Source organism: Pseudomonas sp. BF-R-19 (assembly GCF_019956445.1).
In the GTDB taxonomy this organism is placed as follows: domain Bacteria; phylum Pseudomonadota; class Gammaproteobacteria; order Pseudomonadales; family Pseudomonadaceae; genus Aquipseudomonas; species Aquipseudomonas fluorescens_BH.
Genome location: NZ_JAHBDN010000077.1, coordinates 13,623 through 36,101, shown reverse-complemented (window position 1 = coordinate 36,101; position 22,479 = coordinate 13,623). Strand labels below are relative to the sequence as shown.

The 22,479-nt window shown below is 60.5% G+C and carries 15 protein-coding genes and 1 pseudogene; 8 read left to right on the top strand and 8 right to left on the bottom strand.

Going from position 1 to position 22,479, the window contains the following annotated elements:
* Positions 1–381: 381 nt before the first annotated feature.
* Together KGB28_RS22525 and KGB28_RS22520 are read left to right on the top strand one after the other, a co-directional pair.
* Positions 382–1,425: an AraC family transcriptional regulator gene (locus KGB28_RS22525; RefSeq protein ID WP_223447946.1), complete on the top strand. Its 1,044-nt coding sequence runs from the start codon at positions 382–384 to the stop codon at positions 1,423–1,425.
* A gap of 240 nt (positions 1,426–1,665) precedes the next feature.
* Positions 1,666–1,773, top strand: a pseudogene (locus KGB28_RS22520) (taurine dioxygenase); the annotation flags it as partial.
* Positions 1,774–1,873: 100 nt separating this feature from the next.
* On the opposite strand, the gene KGB28_RS22515 reads toward KGB28_RS22520, so the two are convergent.
* From KGB28_RS22515 to KGB28_RS22490, 6 genes are all read right to left on the bottom strand, one after another.
* On the bottom strand, positions 1,874–2,320 hold the full coding sequence (locus KGB28_RS22515) for a VOC family protein (protein ID WP_223447945.1): 447 nt from the start codon (positions 2,318–2,320) through the stop codon (positions 1,874–1,876).
* Positions 2,321–2,768: 448 nt separating this feature from the next.
* Positions 2,769–4,088, bottom strand: a complete 1,320-nt coding sequence (locus KGB28_RS22510) for an OmpP1/FadL family transporter (protein WP_223447944.1) — start codon at positions 4,086–4,088, stop codon at positions 2,769–2,771.
* Positions 4,089–4,244: 156 nt separating this feature from the next.
* The gene (locus KGB28_RS22505) at positions 4,245–6,146 is read right to left on the bottom strand and encodes an acyl-CoA synthetase (protein WP_223447943.1); all 1,902 of its coding nucleotides are present in this window, start codon (positions 6,144–6,146) and stop codon (positions 4,245–4,247) included.
* Positions 6,146–7,102, bottom strand: a complete 957-nt coding sequence (locus KGB28_RS22500; RefSeq protein WP_223447942.1) for a fumarylacetoacetate hydrolase family protein — start codon at positions 7,100–7,102, stop codon at positions 6,146–6,148. The genes KGB28_RS22505 and KGB28_RS22500 overlap by 1 nt, the downstream gene beginning before the upstream one ends.
* A gap of 175 nt (positions 7,103–7,277) precedes the next feature.
* Entirely contained in the window at positions 7,278–8,369 is a 1,092-nt protein-coding gene (locus KGB28_RS22495) for a VOC family protein (RefSeq protein WP_223447941.1), read from the bottom strand.
* 87 nt (positions 8,370–8,456) lie between these two features.
* Positions 8,457–9,071, bottom strand: coding sequence for a TetR/AcrR family transcriptional regulator (locus tag KGB28_RS22490; protein ID WP_223447940.1), 615 nt, complete (start codon positions 9,069–9,071; stop codon positions 8,457–8,459).
* Positions 9,072–9,314: 243 nt separating this feature from the next.
* Between KGB28_RS22490 and KGB28_RS22485 the strand changes: the two genes are divergently transcribed.
* Positions 9,315–10,550 carry an NADH:flavin oxidoreductase/NADH oxidase family protein gene (locus KGB28_RS22485; protein ID WP_223447949.1) on the top strand — a complete coding sequence of 412 codons (1,236 nt, stop codon included), beginning with the start codon at positions 9,315–9,317 and terminating at the stop codon, positions 10,548–10,550.
* Positions 10,551–10,572: 22 nt separating this feature from the next.
* Here KGB28_RS22485 and KGB28_RS22480 read toward each other — a convergent pair whose 3' ends face one another.
* A complete protein-coding gene (locus tag KGB28_RS22480; RefSeq protein ID WP_223447939.1) occupies positions 10,573–11,217 on the bottom strand; it encodes a TetR/AcrR family transcriptional regulator in 645 nt (214 codons plus the stop codon).
* Positions 11,218–11,219: 2 nt separating this feature from the next.
* Positions 11,220–12,878 (bottom strand): bifunctional 3-(3-hydroxy-phenyl)propionate/3-hydroxycinnamic acid hydroxylase, encoded by a 1,659-nt coding sequence (locus KGB28_RS22475; RefSeq protein WP_223447938.1) that lies wholly within the window; start codon positions 12,876–12,878, stop codon positions 11,220–11,222.
* 276 nt (positions 12,879–13,154) lie between these two features.
* Here KGB28_RS22475 and KGB28_RS22470 point away from each other — a divergent pair, with 276 nt between their 5' ends.
* From KGB28_RS22470 to KGB28_RS22450, 5 genes are all read left to right on the top strand, one after another.
* Positions 13,155–16,052 carry an AAA family ATPase gene (locus KGB28_RS22470; protein ID WP_223447937.1) on the top strand — a complete coding sequence of 966 codons (2,898 nt, stop codon included), beginning with the start codon at positions 13,155–13,157 and terminating at the stop codon, positions 16,050–16,052.
* A 255-nt stretch (positions 16,053–16,307) separates the two neighbouring features.
* The gene (locus tag KGB28_RS22465; protein ID WP_223447948.1) at positions 16,308–16,523 is read left to right on the top strand and encodes a hypothetical protein; all 216 of its coding nucleotides are present in this window, start codon (positions 16,308–16,310) and stop codon (positions 16,521–16,523) included.
* 117 nt (positions 16,524–16,640) lie between these two features.
* Complete coding sequence (locus KGB28_RS22460) at positions 16,641–18,158, top strand: efflux transporter outer membrane subunit (RefSeq protein ID WP_223447947.1); 1,518 nt, start codon at positions 16,641–16,643, stop codon at positions 18,156–18,158.
* Positions 18,159–18,188: 30 nt separating this feature from the next.
* Positions 18,189–19,301, top strand: coding sequence for an efflux RND transporter periplasmic adaptor subunit (locus tag KGB28_RS22455; protein WP_223447936.1), 1,113 nt, complete (start codon positions 18,189–18,191; stop codon positions 19,299–19,301).
* On the top strand, positions 19,298–22,396 hold the full coding sequence (locus KGB28_RS22450; RefSeq protein WP_223447935.1) for an efflux RND transporter permease subunit: 3,099 nt from the start codon (positions 19,298–19,300) through the stop codon (positions 22,394–22,396). The genes KGB28_RS22455 and KGB28_RS22450 overlap by 4 nt, the downstream gene beginning before the upstream one ends.
* The last annotated feature ends 83 nt before the right edge of the window (positions 22,397–22,479 follow it).

Here is a 22,479-nt window from a genome sequence, read left to right as displayed (position 1 = left end):
CCCCCCACGTTTCTGCCCCCGCCATACCGCCGCCAGCGTCCCAAAACGCGAAGATTATGTCCCACAACGCTCATTGCATCGCTCTCGTGCAGCCTACTATGGGTCTGTGGCCCCTGCCCTGTTGATGGGGGCCGCAACATCTACCGGATACACGTAAACCGTACAGGATCCTGGATCCTTGATGGCTCCAGCGGTTGGTGAATTCGGGTCCAGCAACCAATTCGATGGTGATGCAAAAAATACGATCCTGAATCTGATCGCGCTACTTGCAGTTCTCCACCGGGATCGCCCCGAGAGCAACTCAAAGGTCGTCAGAACAGCGCCTGATCGCGCAACACATCTTCAATGAAACGTCACCATCAGCCGAGGGAAGTCCTACAGATGCCCACGCTTGTTCGCGCCGCCGTTTTGACCAAATACCTGGAAGTTACCCAGGACCTGGGATTCGACCCGCACGACATCATGGCAGTCGCAGGCCTGAACAAGGCTCAGCTGCAAGACCCCGAATCCCGCATCCCCATCGATGCCGCCGTGCGTCTGCTGGAAGATTCGGCCATCGCCAGCGGTTGCCAGACCTTCGGCCTGAGCATGGCCGAGTCGCGCCAGCTTTCGGACTTCGGCGTGGTCAGCCTGCTGCTCAGTCATCAACGCACCCTGCGCGAAGCATTGCAGGTGATGGTGCGCTACCGTCATCTGATGAACGACTCGCTGGCCATCTTCGTTGAAGAGTGCGGCAAGATGGTGATCATTCGTGAAGAGATGGTCACCGAGTCGCCGATGCCCAGTCGCCAGGCTACGGAACTGGCCGTCGGCGTGACGTTCGGTCTGTGCTCGGCCCTGCTTGGCTCGCACTGGCGCCCTTACAGCGTCAACTTCATGCACCAGCCGCCGGACAACCTGTACCTGCATCGGCGCGTGTTCGGCTGCAACCTGGAATTCGGCAGCGAGTTCAACGGCATCGTTTGCCCTGCCGCCAGCCTCGATATGATCAACCTCAATGCCGACCCGACCATGGCCCGTCATGCCCAGAGCTACCTTGACTCGCTGCAAAGCCCCGAGAGCACCTCGACGCTGTTCGAAGTGCGCAAGGCCATCTACCTGCTGTTGCCCATGGGCCGCGCCACCATCGAGCAGATCGCCCAATCCCAGGGCATGAACGTGCGCACCCTGCAACGTCGCCTCAAGGACCACGGCTGTGCCTTCAGCGACCTGATCAACGATGTGCGCCGCGCCCTGGTACTGCGTTATCTGGAAAACCCGAACCACTCGCTGAGCCATATTGCCGACATGTTTGGCTTCACCATGGCGAGCTCCTTTACCCGCTGGTTCATCAACCAGTTCGGCATGCCGCCGGCGGTGTGGCGCAGCGCGCAGAAACAGTCCGGCGTCCCAACACGCGAAGAGTTTGTCCCGCAATGCCCATGACGGCGCTCTCGAACAATCTACCTTAGGGCCGCAATCGCTCTGCTGATCGGGCCGGAACGCATGCCGGGCACGCGTATCCCCACTCACCGAACCCGCAAAGACTGGATCAACAATAAAAAACGCCACCGTGTATCAAGGCACGATTTCACCTGCCCCGCCCACGGTCCGGCGATAAAGCATCGAAACGGAGACGCCATGCGAGTCGAACAACTGACCTGTGCCATCGTCGCGGAACTGCTCAACGTGAAGATATGGGACAACCGCTGCACCCAACACTATGCCGTGATGGACTATCCGCCCTGTCATCGCAAGATGGAGCGCGCGGCCATTATCGGCGACAAACCCTACGGACAAGTAAAACGGCCCGGAGTCCAGAGACGCGTCTGTGCGCCCGCTTTGGGCCGATTGCCAGCCTTCGCCAGCGGCAGAAATCGGCCATGACCTACCGTTAAGCGCGCGACCCGAGCTCTTGGGCAAGCCCGATCAGAATTCCTTCGGGACCCCGAATGTAGCAGAGCCTATACGTGTCTTCGTACTGGACCACTTTGCCGACGAGTTCCGCACCGCGTTTGTGGAGCCTGGCGAGCGTGTCGTCGATGTCCTCCACGGTGAACATGACACGTAGGTAACCGAAAGCGTTCACCGGGGCGCTGCGGTGATCGGCGACAACAGGTGGTGCGAGGAATCGGGACACTTCTAGCCGGCTATGACCGTCCGGCGTACGCATCATGGCAATCTCGACGCGCATGTCGCGCAATCCAGTGACGCCATCTGCCCAGTCTCCTTCGATTGGGGCGCGCCCCTCGAGCTCGAGGCCAAGTTCGGTGAAGAACTCAATGGCGGCGTCAATATCCGCTACAACGATGCCGACGTTGTCCATACGCTTGACCGTCATGATGTCTCCTTGGCACCTAACGTCATGTAGCCGAGCCCGTATCTTGGCATTCCCAAGCTAGACGACGAATTAAACTGGACCAGTGGGTCCGATAGAAACAGCGAGAAGCGGTGCTCAAGAACCTTGATCAAGGTTGACTGACTTCCTCAGAGTGTGAAGCAGCCAGTGACGATTGGCAAAGCGCGGCCAACAACCGTCTCTTACCCTTGAGTATTTTTTGCCGGGGGCGATCATGAAGCGATTCATCGAAGGTGACGGTACCTGCAAATCGACCGGCACATTCTCGAATGGGTTATTGCCGACAACTCACCAACTACCGCGAAAGTATTCACGGCAGTTGGTGCTGATTGACAGGCGGAGTTGCATCACGCCCATAGGGATAGTTGCCTATCGATTAAAGGCGGAAGGCTTGTGCAAATGGACTCTATTAAAATTTTAGTTCTGTCGTTTAGTACCGATAGGTTGCCTGAACTGAAACTCCATTCGCACTATTTTCGTAGTTGGCACTGTATTCAGGCTGAAGACCGGAGTTGTTCGACTGTTTTACGGAAACTTTGGAATCCCAGAGATAACCATAAGCAAAGTCTATCGTCAGATCGGGGTTCGGCGAATAAGCACCGCCCAAGGTCACGGCCTGGCGATTCCCAACCGGAACGCGCACGCTGCGATCGGCATTTCTGATGGGCGACGGATCATAGGCGTAGCCTGCGCGCAGTAGCCATTGTTGGTTCAATTGCCAGGAGGCGCCAACTGCGGTGGCCCAAGTGTCGCGCCAGTTCATTTCTTCGGTCACACGTCCCAGGCCAGCCGCCTGGCCCAAGGGGGAAAGACCGCTGTTGACTGCCTCGACCTTCTTGATCCGGCTCCAACGTTTCCAGGTGGTCCCCAGGTATCCCGTCCAGCGACTATTGAAATGATGGGTGATGGACGTGTCCACTGATTCGGGCATAGTGAGGTCTATCTTGTTGTCATACTTTCCGTCCAGCGGGATAACGCTCGGGGAGCCGGAAACCTCAGTATGCCCTTCGAGTTCATAGTCCACCTTCGAGTGATAGTTAATCCCCCAACGGGTAGCCTCAGTAAAGTCAACCAGGATGCCGACGTTGTAGCCAAGTGCCGTGTCATCGTCTTTGATGGTCACCAGTGTGTCCTCGCCATTGTTCAGGGCGCCGGTGGCCAGGTAATTCTGAAGCTTTGCATTGAAACGGTTTATGGTCGGTCCGCCACCAATGGACACGTAATCATTGATCCGATAGGCAATGGTGGGCTGCAGGGTTATTTCCTTGGTCGTGCTATAGGAACCATGGTAGCGGCCCTGAAAAGAGCCCTCGTAATCATTGATCAGGCCACTCGGAGCATAGAGGCCCAGACCAATCGAAAGACGATCATCAAGTGGCGTCGACATATAGGCGAAGGGCACGACCCCCAAAGGTACCGAGTCCCCCTTATTCGTTCCTGAGGCACTGCTCTGTGCATCACTAATGTCGTCGCTCACCGAGACGACCGCGACTCCGCCGGAAATCTCACTACGCTTCAACTTGGTCAAGCCCGCTGGGTTTCCAAAGATGGTGCTGGCGTCCAGCGCAGAAGACGACCTCCCCGCATAAGCAGTTCCCGCACTGCTTGCACTCTGTTCATTAAGGGCAATGCCATTGGCGCCCGCGGTTGTTGAGGCGGTGAGTATTGCAATGGCGCCGGTAAACTTGATCCAGGCAGCACTTGCTCGCGGAGCGGAGAAATAAGGAATCGCACGACTATTCAGTTTCATTTTCCACCTCTTTATTATTTTTTTGGTTGCACGCAGGCAAGGCTTCGCCTTCCTGTGCACTTGTCAGTGCCAGTTCAAGTTGACCGAAGTTGTGCAAAGGCCCTGGCGGAACAGCACCACGGCATGTTTGTTGGGCTTACGGTGGCAAATTCGGGCTCACTTAAGCCACTCCACTTGAAAGCTGTAGCGACCCAGAAGGCGGGCCAGGTTTTCCTCATCGGCCCCGGCCCGTATGCATGCGACTAGCCCGCGACGACCATCCTGCACCACGTCTACCGCAATCTCCTGCAGACACAGGCGCTCCACTTCCTGCTGGACTACCCTGGCAATCTCGCGCTGCTGCAAGGCGGGCTTGAATATCTTGCCCACGGCAGTCAGAGGCAACGTTTCGAGGATTTCAATGCGCTTGGGAACTGCAGCCCGCTCGCTGATGTTGAGTTGAGCGAACGACTCAAGTTCTTCAGCGTTGCAGGTGTGCCCGGGGCGCAGTTGAACGTAGGCGACCGGCACCTCGCCCGAATAGGCGTCGGGGCTGCCGATCGCAGCGGCCAGGGCGACGGCGGGATGCGTCTGCAGTGCCTCCTCGATTTGCTTGGGATCGATATTGTGGCCGCCGCGGATGATCAACTCTTTCTTGCGTCCGGTCAGCCAGAAGTAACCCTGTGCATCCTGGCGACCCAAGTCGCCCGTATTCAGCCAGCGCTGACCGTCGATATCGATCCAGAGGCCCTGGTTATGACGCTCCTCCAGATAGCCTTCAAAGAGATTCGGACCACTGATCGTGATGAGGCCGGTCTCATCCACATCAGCGTCGCGCAGGTACTCTCCAGAGTCATCGAGCAAGACCGCGCGCATATTCTGGTAGGCGATCCGTATCCCGATGGAGCCGATACGGCGCTCGCCATGGGGTGGATTGATTGAGGAGACGCAGGCGCCCTCAGTAAGACCGTAACCTTCAAGGATCTTTACCCCGGTCCGGCGCTCGAACTCTCGGAAAAGCTCAGCCGGCATGGGTGCGGCGCCACACATTGCAAAGCGAAGACTGGACAGGTCGCGGCCCTGCCATTCATTTTGCAGAAGTGCTGCATAGACAGTTGGCACGCCGGAGAAGAGGTTGATACCGAAGTGCTCGACCATCTCCCAGAATCGCGGGATCACTCCCTCGCCACGATACCCCTGGGGCGTCCCGAGGATCACATGGTCGCCTTGAGTCCAAGGCATCAGTCCAGTCACCAGTTGTCCATTGACATGAAATAGCGGCAGGCCACAAAAGATAACCTGACCACCACTGCGTGGCTGCAAATGAGCGGACACAGCCCATGCATTGAATACTTCCGAACCATGGGTACGCGCGGCGATCTTGGGGAGCCCGGTGGTGCCGCCAGTACAGATGTAGGAGGAGCACTCATCCTGGCGGATTTGCCGACCGCTTTTCAGGTGTGTGTGCGGCTGAGTATTCATCAGCGATTGCCAATCGTGGATCGCGATACCCCTGTGTAAGTCTCGCTCCTTCAGTGCCGCGGCCTTTCGAACCCCACACACAGGTTCGGCGACATAGGGCTCCATGCTGACCCAAACGACAGACCTGACCGTGGGTAGCTGATCCAGCTGCGAAGCCAGTTTGGGCCACAGATCACTGCCCGCAGTCGGTGCAAGCGTTACCACCACGGATACCTTCGCGGCATTCAGCAAGCCAGCCATCTGCCTGGCCTCGAGCAGAGGATTGATCGCCATGACGATGCCCGCCGCCTCCCCGCCCCATATAGTGAAATGGGTTTCCGGCAGGTTGGGCAGGATGAAGGCCAGCACCTCACCCGGTTTTATGCCCAGGTCATGGAAGGCATTTGCCGCGCGGGTGATATCCGCGAAGAGCTGGGAGTAGTTCCACTCATAGGTGCGCTTGAAATCGACGGCATCGGCGAAGAAGCTTAGCGCCGGTGACTGGGGGGTGCGCTCGGCAGCTTGTCGCAGCGCGTCATAGGTGCTGCAAGCCAGGCCACGCTCCGACAAGGGGACTCGTTCGAGACTTTCGATGTCGTCCAGGGTCTGCACAACCATCAGGCTTCCCCCACGACTCGGTTGCGTTGCACACCGAGGTCGACCACACCATTGGCGCTGCGAATGCGCGCCTCGACCACGTCACCGTGATTGAGATACTGCGTCCGGCCCTCCTGCGCCTTGAGGAAAAGCTTCCACTTGGTGGCTTCTGGCATCAGGGCCGCAATGCGCTGTTTCGCAGGTGAAGGGATCGTTAGCGCACAGCCCGCGGGAGTGCCGGTAGCGATCAGGTCGCCAGCGGCGAGATCCTGCACTGAGGAGAGTTCGGTAAGGGTTTCAGCCGGACCGTAAACCAGGTTGGCCGTGCTGTCGTTCTGTCGCACCTGGTCGTTGACCGTCAGGCGCAGCTGCAGCTCTTTCAGGTAATGAATGCTCGTGGCATCCAGAAGGCAGAGGTACGGACCGACCGGACCGAAAGTGCGGAAGCTCTTGCCCTTGTAGAACTGCATCTGGGGAATCTGAATGTCACGCGCCGAGTAGTCATTGACTATGACGACGCCAGCAATGAACTCATGCAGATTGGCGTCGGTGATAGAAACAGCGCCGGTGATCGCGCGCTTCATCACCAGCCCCAGTTCAATTTCGTAGTCGAGAAAGCGCACGGTGCGCGGCTTGATCAGGTCGCTGTCAGCCGCTACCAGGCAACTCGTCGCCTTGGTGAAGATCATGTTGAATTTCTTCGCATCCGGGTCCATGCCCGACTCGATCATGTGCTGACGATAGTTGGCGCCCTGGCAGAGGAACTGCTGGTTACGGGTCACCGGCGACAGCAGCTTTACTTCGCCCTCCTCCAGCTCAGGGCCTTTCAGTTGAGCGAGGTCGTCGATACTGTTCTGGCGAATGAAGTCACCGGTGGTTTCGAAAGTACCTGGGACAACCGTGATACGGCCTTGGCGTAGCACGCCCCAATGGATACCGTTCTCGAATTCAAAACGGACTACGTGTACAGCAGACATTGAAGGCACTCCTGGAGCGGCGTTTGTCCCGAGCTCGGTGGCACGAGAACTGAGGTGTTGTTCTGTGGGTGGGCTGACGATGCTGTAGATCAACGAACCGCCGGCGATCAAAGCGCCGGCTTTGAGCACGTCTCGCCGGCCATACCGAGTAGATTTGCCCGACATGACGGCAGCTCTACCCGAACATCCGCATAAGCGTTATCAACTTGCGAATGGTTAAGTCCGGGCTGCTTCGCAGGTTACGGATCAGTGCTCGCAGATTGATCAAGCTCATCTTGGGTTTTGTGAAACTCTTGGGCATGCGCTGCCCCCACTGCGCCATTGCCTCGGGACTCACGGGATGTATGCCCGTAGGCTGCCTGGCGGTAAAAATATCCCCATCGCAGTAGTGCTCGTGCTTATCACCCCAAGGGTCTTGCCAGTAATCGAAGATCTGACTGCCCAGGATGTGCCGACCGATTCCCCATGAGTGCTCCCAACCCCGCTCTCGCAGGACCCGTTGCCCCATGCCCACCGCGTCTGCATCGACAACTTCATAGGCGCTATGGCTGTAGGTCGCCATGAACCCCTGCGCGATCGCGAGCGTATGGTGATCCGCGGGCGTTTCACCGAGATCAAGGCGCATGAAGGCGACTATGGGAGTGCCGTCGGGGAGTACCTGCACATCGCTGGGAATAAACCCGAAATGCTGGGTATACCAGGCACAGGTCGCTTGGTAGTCGGCCACCTCAATTACGATGTGACCAAGTTTGATTACTTCAGGCGGTGCAATCGGTGGACGCTGTGTGGCGTTGATTCGCGGTTGCTCTTGCGCCAGATTCCAAGGAAGTGGGGCTCTGTGTGCCAGGGTTTTACCTGACGTCTGGCCACAAACTGCTTCGACGGTAAACCCTGAAGGATCGGTCAGTCTGAGGTAATGCCCGCCGCCAGGATGTGTCGATGTCTCGATCGATGACGCACCTGGAATTTGAGTCAGCTTTTCCAGATCCTTGAGCGATTGGACTGCCAGCCCGAACCCGACAAAGCATGCATTTTCTGCACGCTGGACACGGTAACAATAGGGTGCCGGTTCAGTGCCGCGCAGATAGAGCGTTTCGGCGTTCTGATGACTGACGGTCAGGCCGAAGTCTGTCAGGAAATGCGCCGCCTCATTCAAGTCTGGCCGTTGAAAGATCAGGTGAGTCAGGCCTTGGGCTTTAACCGTCGGTTGCGGATGCCGGACAGGCTGTTGTGTTGCCAACCGGGGCATTTCATTTTTGTTATTCATTGTTCTTGTTTTCCAGTTTTCAGGGCAAAGCGATCCCCGAACCCCTGAAAATTCCAGGGGCGTTTTTTGTTGAGTCGGTTACCGCGCTCAGTCGAGAGGAGGAAGTACCGGTAACTCTTTGGTTGCCAGCGCTCTAGCCTCCTCGAGAGGCACACCCAATGCCCGCAGCACTAGTTCCGCTGTGTCAGATCCCGATTCGCGCCACGTTCTGTGCCCTTCCAGAACCAGGAAAATCGAGCCCAGGACGCTGCTCGATATCAACGTCAGTACTGAGAGCAATTGCTCCTGCGCAAACTGGTAGCGCCCATTGGAAAGCCCGCTCAGAAGATCCGTAGTCGCTTGACTGCTAAACATTTCGCGTAACGAAGAATTGCTCATGGCGAACTTATGGATGAATGCTCCCCACTGTGAATCTTCGTGCGCTCGACGAATGAAGAACCGAATGCCATTGGCAAGGCGCTGAGCCGGATCGGAGAGGGAATTGAAGCTCTTGTTGACGCGCTCATGCATCTCCTTCGCGAGATGGCTGGCGACCGCCTCGAACAGGCTTTCCATGCTGTCGATGTTGCTATAGACCGTTCCGCGCGCCACGCCTGCCTCTTGCGCGAGGTCAAGGATGTTCACTTGGGAGGTGCCTCTTTCAGCGAACAGGCGAAAGGCGGCTTGATGAATGCGGCGCTGTGTTGGATTCAGGGATTCCACGGTTCTCTCTCCAGGATTACCTCATGAAGCGATTGAACACCTGTGTTCATTTTCCGTCAACCATATTTTTAAACGTGTAGGTTGATCTGCCTTAAAATCAGCCTTAAGCCAGGTCAATTAAAATCCTACGCCATTGACATAATTGAACACGCATGTTCAATTATGTTGTATTTCAGGCTTGCCTTCTCGGCACATCAAGCCCTGCGCGGGCTGGCCGAATTCTCATCAGCTGAAGGACAGAACATGACCGGCTCAAAGCTCTTCAAACCGCTTCGATTGCCTAACGGCACGGTGATTCCAAACCGAATCGCCAAGGCTGCCATGGAGGAGAACCTTGCCGATGAGGATCACGCTCCTGGGGAAGCACTGGTCAAGCTCTATCGGCGCTGGGCGCAGGGTGGTGCCGGTCTGATCATCACTGGCAACGTCATGGTTGATCGCCACGCCTTGACCGGACCCGCCGGCGTGGTGCTTGAGGACGATCGCAACCTGGGCAAATTCAGGCTGTGGGCCGATGCTTGCGGCTGTCGCGGAGCTCAGGCCTGGATGCAAATCAATCATCCTGGACGGCAGCTATTGGCTTCAATGGGGCAACCGGCAAGAGGCCCCTCCGCCGTTGCGGTCGATATCCCCGGCCTCTCAAAAGCTTTTGTGCCACCCAGGGCCTTGAATGAGCAGGAGATCGAGGAACTGATTGAGCGCTATACCCAAGCGGCGGTGTTGGCAGAACGTGCCGGATTCACCGGCGTGGAGATTCATGCAGCGCATGGCTACCTGTTCAGCCAATTCCTTTCGCCCTTGACCAACCAGCGTAACGACTGCTGGGGTGGCAGCCTGGAAAATCGTGCGCAAATTCTCCTGCGAACCATCGATGCAATACGTCAGCGAGTAGCACCTATATTTTGCGTTGCTGTGAAGCTCAATTCCGCCGACTTTCAGCGCGGCGGTTTCGATGCCGAGGATGCGGCTCGCGTGGTGGAAATGCTTAACGCCAAGGCGGTCGACCTGGTCGAGTTGTCGGGTGGCAGCTACGAAAGCCCGGCAATGCAGGGGCAGACCCGCGATGGCAGCCGCTTGGCTCGAGAGGCGTATTTTCTCGAATTCGCGGAGAAAATAGGAGAAGTAGCGCACATGCCGCTGATGGTCACCGGCGGCGTGCGTAGAAAGGAGGTGGCGCAGCGAGTGGTGAGCGGTTCGGTGTCGATGGTGGGGCTTGCCACCGCGCTGGCAATCGAGCCGACCCTGCCAAGCCAGTGGATGGCAGGTCAGGACACCGAAGTGGAGCCCATCGTCGTCCGCTGGAAGAACAAGGCGCTGGCATCGCTTGCAGTGGCGTCGGTGATCAAGAAGCAGCTCGGCTTGCTGAGTCAAGGGAAACGGACAAAACCCAGGACGTCGCCACTCATGGCATTGATCGGCAATCAGCTGAAGTCTCGTCGCCAGGCGAAGAACTATCGGCAATGGGTTGGCCGGGTTTAGCCGGCCGATGATGACATCAGGACTAGGGTAGCGGCTTACCGGCGATTTTCCTGGCTCTGGCAGGTGTTACGCCCAGAGCCTTGAGAATCATCTCGGCGACCCGCTGGTCATGTTCCGCCACTACACGCCCTTCGACAACCGAGCGCATGGCTCCGGTTGTGCACGATACGACCATGTCCAGGGCAATCCCTTCGTCCTCGTAAGCGAGAGTCCCCGCGCGCAGACCTTCACGCAGATCGCCCAGCACATGAGCAGCCAGGCGCGAGCGCATGGCCTGATCGGAATGGATGATGCGCAGCAGTGCGTTGGCCCATTGATGGTCGTACGCGGCCCGGCATATGAACATGCGCACACCAATCGAAAGCCGCTGCGCACCGCAGTGCACGCCCGAACTCAGGGCGGAAATGGCATCGGAGAACTCACTCGCCATGGCGATGCCAACCGCCTCGAGTACTTCGTCGCGCGTTCGAAAATAGTTGTAGATGGTGCCGTTGGATACCGCGGCCTCCGAGGCGACATCGAGCAGTGCAATCTCCCCCACTTCCTTACGTGCGACAAGACGCAATGCCGCATCCACCAGGCCGCGACGGGTGCGTTCACGCTTCTTGTGCCCCCGAGTGAGAGGCTCTTGTTCAGTTGCTTCTGAAGGAAAAGTGGGGGAAGGCATCTTCAGGCTCTTAATCGAGGGGGCTCGTTAATGGTAATCGAAACGCTATCGGCTGTGGCGTCGGCGCTAGCCAACAGGCCCATACAGTCTCGAACGAGACTGCCTGCCTCTACGCCTGGGGCGTGGTGCATGATGATACGGTCGGGGCGAACCGCAACCAGCGTGCCTTTGGCAGCCAGCGGCAGGATGCCATGGTTCAGGTCTTCGATGAAGTCGCAACCGCCGTCGGAGCGCTGGCCGCAGGGTCCGATCTGCAAGAAGTGGCCGCCCATTTTGTCCCAGGAAACGACCTGAGCAGCAGTCAGCAGTGACAACGGGTCAACACCGAATCCAACCAGGGTCAGGTTGGCTCCAAGAGCATCGTCGCTCAGTTGGATCTGCTGTTGCATGTTGCGAACCCAGGCTTGGGGAAACAGACTGCCACGAACCAGCTTGTCGCCACGGCGATGCTGCACGAACAGACCCTGTTTGAAGATGTTCTTTGGCTTGATGTCCAGCTGCTCGAAGTACTTTCTGGTAGCGGGAGTCAACGCCAGCGTGCGCATCAGGCCGTGGATGAAGAACGCTGCGACCTTGTTTCTCGGCATCACCAGGCGGCCCATGAGTTTGGCCAGATTGATCATCGCCTGGGCATGGGGGCGACGCTCTACGTCATAGGTATCGAGTATTGCAGGCGCGGCATGGCCGCGAAGGACCCAGGCCAGTTTCCAGGCAAGATTGGCTGCATCGCGCAGTCCCGCTACGAGACCTTGCCCGACAAAAGGGGGGGTGATGTGGGCTGCATCTCCCGCGAGAAAGACGCGTCCCTTGCTGAATCTGTTGCAACAGCGCGCGTGGAACCGATACACCGCCTTTCGCTCGATTTCCAGCTCTTGCGGATTGATCCATGGCGCGATCAGTCGGGCTATGCTTTCGGAGCTTTCCAGCTCTTCCCGGGATTCGCCCGGGTGTAGCATGAACTCCCAACGCTCCCTTCCGCCGGGAGCGGGCATGTGCGGCGTTGGACGCCGTGGATCACAGATAAACTCAACGTGATCGATGGCTGACTTATGCCGGTTCCTGGCATCGACAATCAGCCAATCCTCACCATAGGTCTGTCCTTCGAATTCCTGGCCAATCAGTGCCCTGACCCTGGAGCTTGCGCCATCCACACCTACCAGGTATTGGGCGCGAACGGGATACGTCTGGCCATCATCGCCCCGTACGGTGGCGACGACACAATCTGATTCCTCGACCAGGTTCTCGAGCTCGAATCCTCCCAGGCTGGTCACTGTCTTCAGCCGGGAAACCTGGCTGCGCATCGCGTGTTCGAGGTCGGGTTGATAGAAAGTCACCAGTTTGGGATGGCCGTCGATGCACCCCGCGGTATTGGCCCGACCGAATTGCCCGAGGACCGGGGAGTGCATCCTCACTTCAGGGATAGCGATCTTCTCGAAAGCGTCTTCCGACAATCCGGCGAGTTGCAGGATGCGAAGCGCCTCATTATCCAGAGCAATGGCGCGGGGCATCAGCAGGACCTCATGGGTCTTGTCCAATACCAGTGTCTTTACCCCATAGCGGCCGAGCAGCGCCGCGATTGTCGCCCCTACCGGACCGTTACCGACGACCAGCACATCGACGGCGGTGGGAGGTAGTTCGGTAGCTTTCTTGTTGTTGTTCATCTCGAGCCCTTGTTGTGATTGAAGTCGTGAGACGTGGAGATCTCATCGTCAGGCAAGGTGAAGGTAAGTAATATTGAGGAATATTTCAATATTGATATTTTTGTCATTAATTTTCCAGGATCATTACTGCACCGTGATGAGGCCATGTGAGCTATGCCGAGGGCCAGTTTCCGACCGGTGAGGCTTGGCTTCTGAGCCGATCAGCGTTGTTATTGGAGTGACCACGTGCCATGCCTCACGAGGGCACACCCATGTTTTAGACTTCAGGAATCCAACGTGGCGCGTCCGCAGTCCCATCCGAACCCGGTCCAGCTCTGTTTCGTCGACTTCGAGCTCGACGAGGCCAACGCGTGCTTGTTACGTAACGGAGAAACCGTGCCGTTGGCGCCAACGCCCTTCACCCTGCTGTGCGCACTTGCACGCCAACCCGGATCGCTGGTGACCAAGGATGCCTTGCTTGATGCCGTGTGGGGGCATCGGTTCGTCAGCGATTCCGTGCTGAAGACGGCCATCAGCGATCTGCGCAAGGTGCTGGGCGACGACTCCAGGCAGCCCCGCTTCATTGAGACTGTGTCGCGGCGCGGCTATCGCTTCATCGCCACGCCCTCCCCTGCACCTTCGATGCCGCCTGAATCCGCGGCGGTGCCGTCGCTCGGCGTGCATCCATCACCGCCGTTCATTGGTCGCATCGACAAGCTCTCAAGGCTGCATCGGGCATGGGAACGGGCTTACGGCGGGCAACGTGCAGTGCTCTGGCTTGCCGGAGAACCGGGGATTGGCAAGACCACGTTGATCGAGCATTTCCTCGCCAGCCTTGGCGGCATTGCCTGCGCACGCGGCCATTGCGTGGAGCACTACGGCACCGGCGAGCCGTACCTGCCGGTGTTGGAGGCGTTGGCCGATCTGTGCCGCAGCGACCCTGCCCTGCCGACGCTGATGCGCGCCGTGGCGCCGACCTGGTTGCTGCAACTGCCGTGGCTGAGCACCGCGCAAGAGCGAGACGCGTTGCGGCGCGAGCTTGCCGGCATCGGTCCGGATCGCATGTTGCGGGAAATGGGTGAACTGCTGGACCGCTACACCGAGCAGCGACCGCTGTTGCTGATAACCGAAGACCTGCACTGGAGCGATCGGGCAACGGTCCAGCTCATCGACTATTTGGCGCGGCGACGCGGCCGCACTCGGCTTATGTGGCTGGCGAGCTTCCGCGTCGCCGAGGTGGTGGCGCTCGATCATCCGCTCAACTCGTTGCGCCACGAACTGCGCCTGCAACGTCTGTGCGAGGAAGTGGTGCTCGATCCATTCTCGGAAACCGAGGTCGCTGACTATGTCGCGCTGCGTTCGGCCTCTCTGGCCCGCGATGAAACCTTCGTGCGTGCCCTGCATGAGCGCACCGACGGTGTGCCGCTGTTCGTGTCGTCAGTCATCAGCGAAGTGATGGACACCACGGACGACGACGCCACCATCGAGGCCCGGCTGGCGGGGATGGCGGTTCCCGAGAACCTCGCGGCCATCATTGATCACTACATCACCAGGCTCGGCCCGGAGCAGCATGCGTTGCTCTCGGCGGCAGCGGTATGCGGAGTCGAATTCCGGGTTGAGACGGTTTCGCTGGCCCTCGAACGCGACCTCGCTTCTGTGGCCCACACCTGCGAGGAACTGGTGCGCGAGCAGGTGTGGCTTACGCGGTCGCGGGCCGCCGAACCTGAGGAGACGGTGGAGCAACCCTACTCGTTTCGGCACGCCCTCTTCCGCCAGGTACTGTACGACCGCACGTCGCGCTCATTGCGCACCCACCTCCATCGCCAGGTTGGCACTGCCCTCGAACGTGAGCGCATGGCCGGCGTGCCGGTTGCTGCCTCGGAGCTGGCGACGCACTTCGACCGGGCTCGGCAGCCGATGATCGCGCTGCGCTATTACGCCGAGGCCGCAGAAGCCGCGCTGCTGCACTTCAGCCCGGCCTTGTGCATCGGCCTCACTGAGCGCGCATTGGTCCTGCTGCGGCAGGCACCAGAAGGGATGGAGCGCGATGCGCTCGAAATTACCTTGGCCACACTGCAGGGGGTGTCGGCTTTCCACACGTTCGGTGTCGGCAGCGAAGCCAGGAACGCGTTCGAACGCGCGTACACGCGGCTAACGAATGTACCCGGGCATCCAATGCGCGGTCGCCTGTTGCACGGATTCGGCTATCTGCTCGGTCTGCGCGGCGACTATGCGCTGGCGCTGGAGGTGGCGGAACGCGCCGAAGCCCTCTCGTGCGAGTCGAACGATCCAGCGCTCATGCTGGTGGCGTGCATCGTGCAGGGCGAGGTGCACCATCTCCAGGGTCGCACGCAGACAACCCGCAGTTGGCTAGAGCGCGCCCTCGCGATCGCCGAGCCGCTGGACATCGGGACGAATGAGGTCTTTGCGGTCGATCCTCAGGTCATGCTGCACGGTATGCTGGCCATAGAACTCGTGCGTTCTGGCCTGGTTGAGCAAGGCCGGGCCCACATGCAGCGGGCGCGAACCCGCGCGCAAGCGCTTCGCCAGCCTATGACGTGGCTGGTCGCTGCCTGGCAGGAGGTGCTGATCGAGGTGCGGCTGGGGAACCATCTGCGTGTAGCTGCGCTGGCTGACGACATGCAGAAGTTGGTCGATGAGTATTCGCTCGCACTGGGGCGAACGGCTTGTCGCTGGTGGCGCGGCTGGGCCGACGCGCGCAACGGTGCACCGCGCGACGGCTACCGTCGCATCCGTGAGGCGTATGAAGAGCACACCGGGCTTGGAATGCGCTCCGGTGCCAGCGAAGTGCTCGGCTACGCCACCGAGGCGCTGCTGCTCGCCGGTGATTGCACCGCAGCGCAAGTCGAGCTGCAGGAAGCATTTCGGGTGGGCGAGGAGCTGGGCGAGCGCGTATACCTGCCACAGCTATTGCTGCTGGAGGCAGCGATCTCGCGAGCACAGGGTCAGCCCGACGCCGGCATCGCTGCGGTGCGGCGCGCAGTTGAAGAAGCTCGCGCCCAGGAAGCACCGTGGCTGGAGCTGCAAGCGCTGGTCGAACTGTGCGAGCACCCTGACGCTACGGCCGAGGACCAACAGGCATTGGCCACGCTGGTTGACCAGTCACCCGAAACTGACGGAACCGAGCTGGCGAAACGTGCGCGCTCGCTGCTTCAGGGCGCAAAGTCGGCTTGATGAGTTAAGGCCGCAAACTTGTGGGAGCGAGCCTGCTCGCGATAGCGGCATGCCAGCCACCGATGAAGTGACTGCCAGGCCGCTATCGCGAGCAAGCTCGCTCCCACAGTGATTTGGCTAGTTCGCCGATGTTGCGTACAGCCGCTGAACCTGTGGGAGCGGCACTGTCCAGACCGAAGTCTGACCTTTCGCTTACGACTCGCCCCAGGGAACCGCTTACGCTGTCGTCGAACTTTCTTGCCCCCCTGGTCTGCGATGATCCTGAACCCTGAATCCAAATACCCGAGCCGCCGCTCGTACGTAGTGAAGCTGCGTAGCGACGCCGCGCCGGGGGCCCTGGTGGGCCGCCTCGAAAACCTGGTCACCGGACGACAGCGCGAGTTTTCGTCAGCCGAAGAGCTGTTGGAGTCGATTGCCTTGGACCTCACGTTGGCAACCGGCGAGCACACGGCAGATGCCGACGGCGAGTGACGTCTCCCACATGAATGTGCGCTCGATATGGCGACCGAACGGCGACGCTTCGCTGACGACTTCGCACACACCGGGCCTTACGCTGATGCCATCTCGAATCCACACGAGTCCAATGCGATGCCGCGACTTCCAGCTTCCTTTCCACTGTCCCTTCACACCGCTCGGACAACCTTGAAACGGGCCGAGCGCCCGGCCGTGCTCGCCGTTGCGGCCGTCCTTGCCACTTCGATCGCCCTCGCCCTGGCCGGTTGCTCCACGCCGGTCGTCAAGCCGTCGGTCGACCTGCCGAGCAAATTCGCTGCGAGCACGGCCTCCGAAATGGAACCCGAAGCGGCGTGGTGGGAGGTCTACCACGACCCGGTTCTGACGGATTTGGTGCGCCGAGCCGCACGTGAGAACCGCGACGTGAAGATTGCCGCCGAGCGCTTGCGTACCGCGCGTGCCGGAGAAACCGTCAGCCAGTCCTGGCTGCTCCCGAGCGTCGGTGCATCCGTCTCCGGCAGCGATCGCAGTAGCGGCTACAACTCGGCCACGAAACAGGGTTATCCGGATACCAGGACCACCAGCGTGGGCCTGGACGTCTCGTGGGAGCTCGATCTGAGCGGCCGCCTGCGCGCCGGCGCGGCGGCGGCTGACGCCGATGCGCTAGCCGCGGAGCACAGCATGCGCGGCGTACGCCTGCTGGTGATGGGCGATGTCGTCAGCAATTATTTCACACTGGTCGGTGCACAGCGCCAGGTCGCGACGCTGCGCGCTATCTCGGCGATGCAGGACGAGACGCTACGCTTGGTCACCGCGCGTCAACAGGTGGGGCTGGCATCCGCCTTCGACGTCGAACGCGCGCAGACCGACGCCTTGTCGGCGCGGGCGCAGATTCCGCCGCTGGAAACCCAAGTGGCGGTGGCACGTCACCGTATCGCAGTGCTGATCGCAGACCAGTCTTTCAACACCACAAACATCCAGCCTTCAAGCGGTGATTTGATCGACGTGCCCGAGGCCAAGCCCGGCCAGCCCGCCGAGTTGCTGCAACGCCGACCTGACGTACTGGTGCTGATGGCACAACTCGACGCCGCCAATGCTCGTCGCCAGCAAGCGAAAGCCGAGTGGTTCCCGCAACTCTTTCTCGGCGCGTCCTTCGGCCGCCAGGGCCTCAACCTGAACGGTGCCGATCTCGGCGCTGCGCGCTTCACCAACGTCGCGGGCCTGCTGGCGATGCCGCTCTTCAACGCCGGGCGCACGCAAGCGATCAACGAAGCGGCCGAAAGTGCTCAACAAGAGGCGCTGCTGCGCGCGGAAGACGGCATCGTACGGGCGCTCGAGGATGTGGAAAACGCCCTCGTCACGCTTGCGCAGGAGCGCCGCCGCTCGGGGTCGTTGCAATTGGCCGCCGCGTCCGCGGAGGCTGCGCAGAACCGCGCCCAGTCGCTGTATAACCGCGGGCAAATCGACCTGTTGCCACTGCTGGATTCGCAGCGGGCGCGCCTGACGGCACGCCTGAATTCCAACGAAAGCAACACCCGCCTGCTGCTCGATAGCGTGCAGCTCTACAAGGCACTGGGCGGGGGCTGGCAGGTGTTCGAACAACCCTCCAACCCAACCGCATCCGCCAAAGCCGACCGGCCACCACTTTCCTAAGAATCTGTCGTTTTCCAAAGAGGAACCGTCTTGAAGAATTCCCTTACTGCGGCCGGCGCCCTGGCCGTCGCCGTCATGCTGTCCGCGTGTAGCCCCGACCAGCCCACCGTACAGGCGCCACGACCGGTACACACCGTTGAAATCAGCTACGACAATGCCCGCGACATCAGTCGCTACGTGGGTACCGTACAATCGCGACATGAAGTCGACCAAGCCTTCCGCGTGGGCGGCAAGGTCGCCCAGCGCAAGGTCGAGGTAGGCCAGTTCGTGCGCGAAGGCGACATACTGGCTGTGCTGGATGACAGCGACTACCGCCTCGCCGAGCAAGCGTCGCGACAACAGTGGACGGTTGCCGTCGAGCAGACGCGTCAGGCCGACTCGGACCGCCAGCGCCTGACCGACCTGAAGGCTGACGGCTCGGTCAGTGCGGCCGACGCCGAGCGCGCGCAAACCAATGCCCAAACCGCGCATGCAACCGCCGAGGCCGAGGCGCGAAAGCTCGAACTCGCGCGTAACCGGCTCAAGTACACCATGCTGCGCGCCTCGCGTAGCGGCGTCGTTACGGCGGTGCGTTTTGAGGCCGGACAGGTCGTACCGGAGGGGCAACCGGTTGTCTCGATCGCGAACCCGGATGAATCCGAGATCGTCATCGACGTGCCCGAGGATCAGCTAGCCGTCTTCAAGGACGCGCAGTTCAAGGCCTCGCTGGCCAGTGCGCCGAACGAGGTCTTCGATGTCACGCTGCGCGAGCTATCGCCGCAGGCTGCAGCGCAGACGCGCACCTATCGCGCGCGGCTCAAGCCGGTCCAGGCACTGCCGCTGGGCGCCACCGCCACGGTGATGGCCGAGCGAGTCATGACAAGTGTCTCTGTAGCGGCAGTGCCAGCCACTGCATTGACGCAGAGCGGCGGCCAGCCGGCGCTGTGGGTCGTCACGCCTGTGGGCAAGGATCCGGTAGGCTTCGTCGAACTGGAGCGTGTGGCGGTGTGGGGCTACCGCAATGACGAGGTGCTCGTCTCCGGGCCGCAGACCGGTGTGTTGGTCGTCACCGCCGGCGTCCAGAAGATGGCATCCGGCCTCAAGGTCGCGCTCCCCGGTACAGAGATCATTGACGCGAACATCACGCAGCAGGCCGCCCGATGAACAACTTCAACCTCACCGACTGGGCGCTGCGCCATCGCGCCATCGTCCTGTTCATGCTCCTCATTGTCGCGGTGGCCGGTGCCTTCAGTTTCACCAGGCTCGGTCAACTCGAGGATCCGAACTTTTCCGTGCCCTCCATGACCGCCATGGTCATCTGGCCGGGCGCCACCGCCCAGCAGTTGCAGGACCAGGTCCTCAACCGCATGGAGAAGAAATTCGAGCAGATCGACAACTTCGAAAAAGTGGTCACCTACGCGCGGCAAGGCTACGCAGGCATGACGCTCACCGTGCGCGGCGGCACCTCCAAGGCTGACCAGCGCGAGGCCTGGTACCAGGCGCGCAAGAAACTCAACGACCTGAGCCTCGAGATGCCTGACGGCGTGATCGGCCCGATTCTGAACGACGAGTACGGCGACGTGTATGGCCTGATGTACGCCATCAAGGGCGATGGCGTCGGCCACGCCGACCTGTCGGACGCGGCCGAGGACATCAAGCGCCAGATGCTGAAGGTGCCGATGGTCAAGAAGATCGATCTCATCGGCAAGCAGGCCAAGCGTGTCTATGTCGAGTTCTCGCACGAGCGCCTGGCAGCGCTGGGCATTACACCGCTGACCATCACCGAAAGCCTCAAGAGCCAGAACGAAATGTTGCCCGCAGGCCAGATCGACACCCGCGGCGACCGCGTCATGGTGCGCGTAAGCGGCCAGTTCGTCAGCGAAGAGGCTATCCGCAACGTACCCATCGCCGCAGGCGGCCGGCTGATCAAGCTCGGCGACATTGCCACCGTCACGCGCGGTTTCGAGGATCCGCCGACCTACACGGTGCGCCACAACGGCCAGCCAGTGCTGATGCTCGGCATCACGATGACCAGCGACGGCAACATCGTGGACCTTGGCAAGGCGATGGACACGGCAGTCGCCAGGATCCAGTCGGAACTTGCGCACGGCGTGGAGCTGGAGCTCGTGGCCGACCAACCCACCACGGTGAAGGATGCTATTCACGACTTCGGGCGCGCGCTGGCCGAGGCGCTGATCATTGTGATCGCGGTGAGCCTGGCCAGCCTGGGCTGGCGCGCCGGCCTCGTGGTCGCGACCACGGTGCCGCTGGTGCTGGGCGGCGTGGCGCTGGTGATGCTGGCGATGGGCTGGAACCTCGAGCGTATCTCGCTCGGCTCGCTGATTATCGCGTTGGGACTGCTGGTGGATGACGCCATCATCGCCATCGAGATGATGGTGGCGAAGATGGAAACCGGCATGGACCGCGTGAAGGCGGCCGCCTTCTCCTATCAGTCCACCGCCATGCCGCGCCTGACCGGTGCTCTCATCACCGTCGTGGGCTTCCTGCCGATCGGCCTCTCGAAATCCACCACTGGCGAGTACGCGGGTGGCATCTTCTGGATCGTCGGCGCCGCGGTACTGTTCTCGTGGATCTGCTCCGGCATCTTCACGCCGTACCTGGCGGTCAAGATGCTGCCCAACGACTTGGGTAAGCACCAGCATGGTGATCCGTACGACACGAAATTCTACCGCAGCCTGCGCCGCCTGATCGACGCCGCCATCGAGCGCCGCTGGGTGGTCATCGGTGCGACGTTTGGCGCGCTGGTGCTTGCACTGGCCTGTATCAAGCTAGTGCCGCAGCAATTCTTCCCCAACAGTTCACGTCCTGAACTGGTCTTTGACCTGCGCGTCAAGGAAGGCGCCTCGTTCGCCGCGACCACCGAGCAGGTCAAGCGCATGGAGGAGATCCTGGCGAAGGACGAGGACGTGCGTTTCTATACCGCCTACACCGGCGCCGGCGCACCGCGCTTCTATCTCTCGCTCAACCCCGAGCTGCCGAATCCGGGATTCGCCCAATTCGTTGTAATGACCAAGGACCTGGATGCACGCGAGCGGGTACGTGCGCGGCTGGTGGCCTCGGCTGACCAACAATTCCCACAGGCGTGGGTGCGCGTGACCCGCCTCGAGTTGGGGCCGCCTGTCGGCTACCCGGTGCAGTTCCGCGTCGTAGGCCCCGATACCCAGGTGGTGCGCCAGATTGCCCGCGACGTGGAGAAGGTGGTTGGGGCCAACCCGAAGGTACGCGACCTCCAGCTCGACTGGAACGACCCGGTGCGCACGCTGAAAGTGGAGCTTGATCAGGACAAGGCGAGCGCGCTTGGCCTCGCACCGGCCGACGTGTCGCTGGCGACCCAGACCGTGATGAACGGCGCAACCCTGTCGCAACTGCGTGAGCGCGAGGACCTGATCGACATCGTGGCCCGTGCCGTGCCAGAGGAACGCTTGAACCTCGACACATTGAAAGACATCAACCTTTACACACGCCAGGGTACGGTAGTACCGCTGTCGCAAGTCGCACAGGTGCGCTCTGAACTGGAAGAGCCAGTGCTGTGGCGCCGTAACCGCGATATGGCAATCACGGTGCGTACCGATGTGAGGGATGGCGAGCAAGGTGTATCGGTGACGCAGGAAATCCAGCCGTTGCTCAAGGATATCGAAGCGAAGCTACCGTCGGGTTACCGCATCGACGTGGGCGGTGCGGTGGAGGAAAGTGACAAGGCGAACAAGGCGCTGCTCGCGGTGGCCCCGTTGATGTTAATCACCATCCTGCTGTTACTCATGCTGCAACTGCAGAACTTCTCCCGCATGTGGATGGTGGTGCTGACCGCGCCGCTGGGCCTGATCGGCGTGGTGCCGGCACTGCTGGTGTTCCAGTCGCCGCTGGGTTTCGTCGCGATCCTGGGCATCATCGCACTGGGTGGCATGATCATGCGCAACGCAGTGATCCTGATCGATCAGGTACAGATCGAGATCGCCGAAGGGCGCGACCCGTGGAATGCTGTTCTGGATGCTGCCATTCACCGGGCTCGTCCGGTGATGCTGACGGCGCTGGCTACCGTCCTCGCCATGATCCCGCTAACGCGCAGTGTGTTCTGGGGGCCGATGGCAATAGCGATCATGGGCGGCCTGACCGTGGCGACGCTGCTGACGATTTTCTTCGTCCCGGCGTTGTACGCCGCGTGGTTCAAGGTGGGTCGCCAGACGGCCGCTGGCATCCAACAGGTGATGGGGGACGCCGCGCTCGCTTCTGAGGGATGAGTGCCGTGACACTGTGCTCCCGACCTCACCGCTATTGGAAAGGCTTGCTCAGCGCCGTTTCTGAAAACAACCGAGGTCTGCCG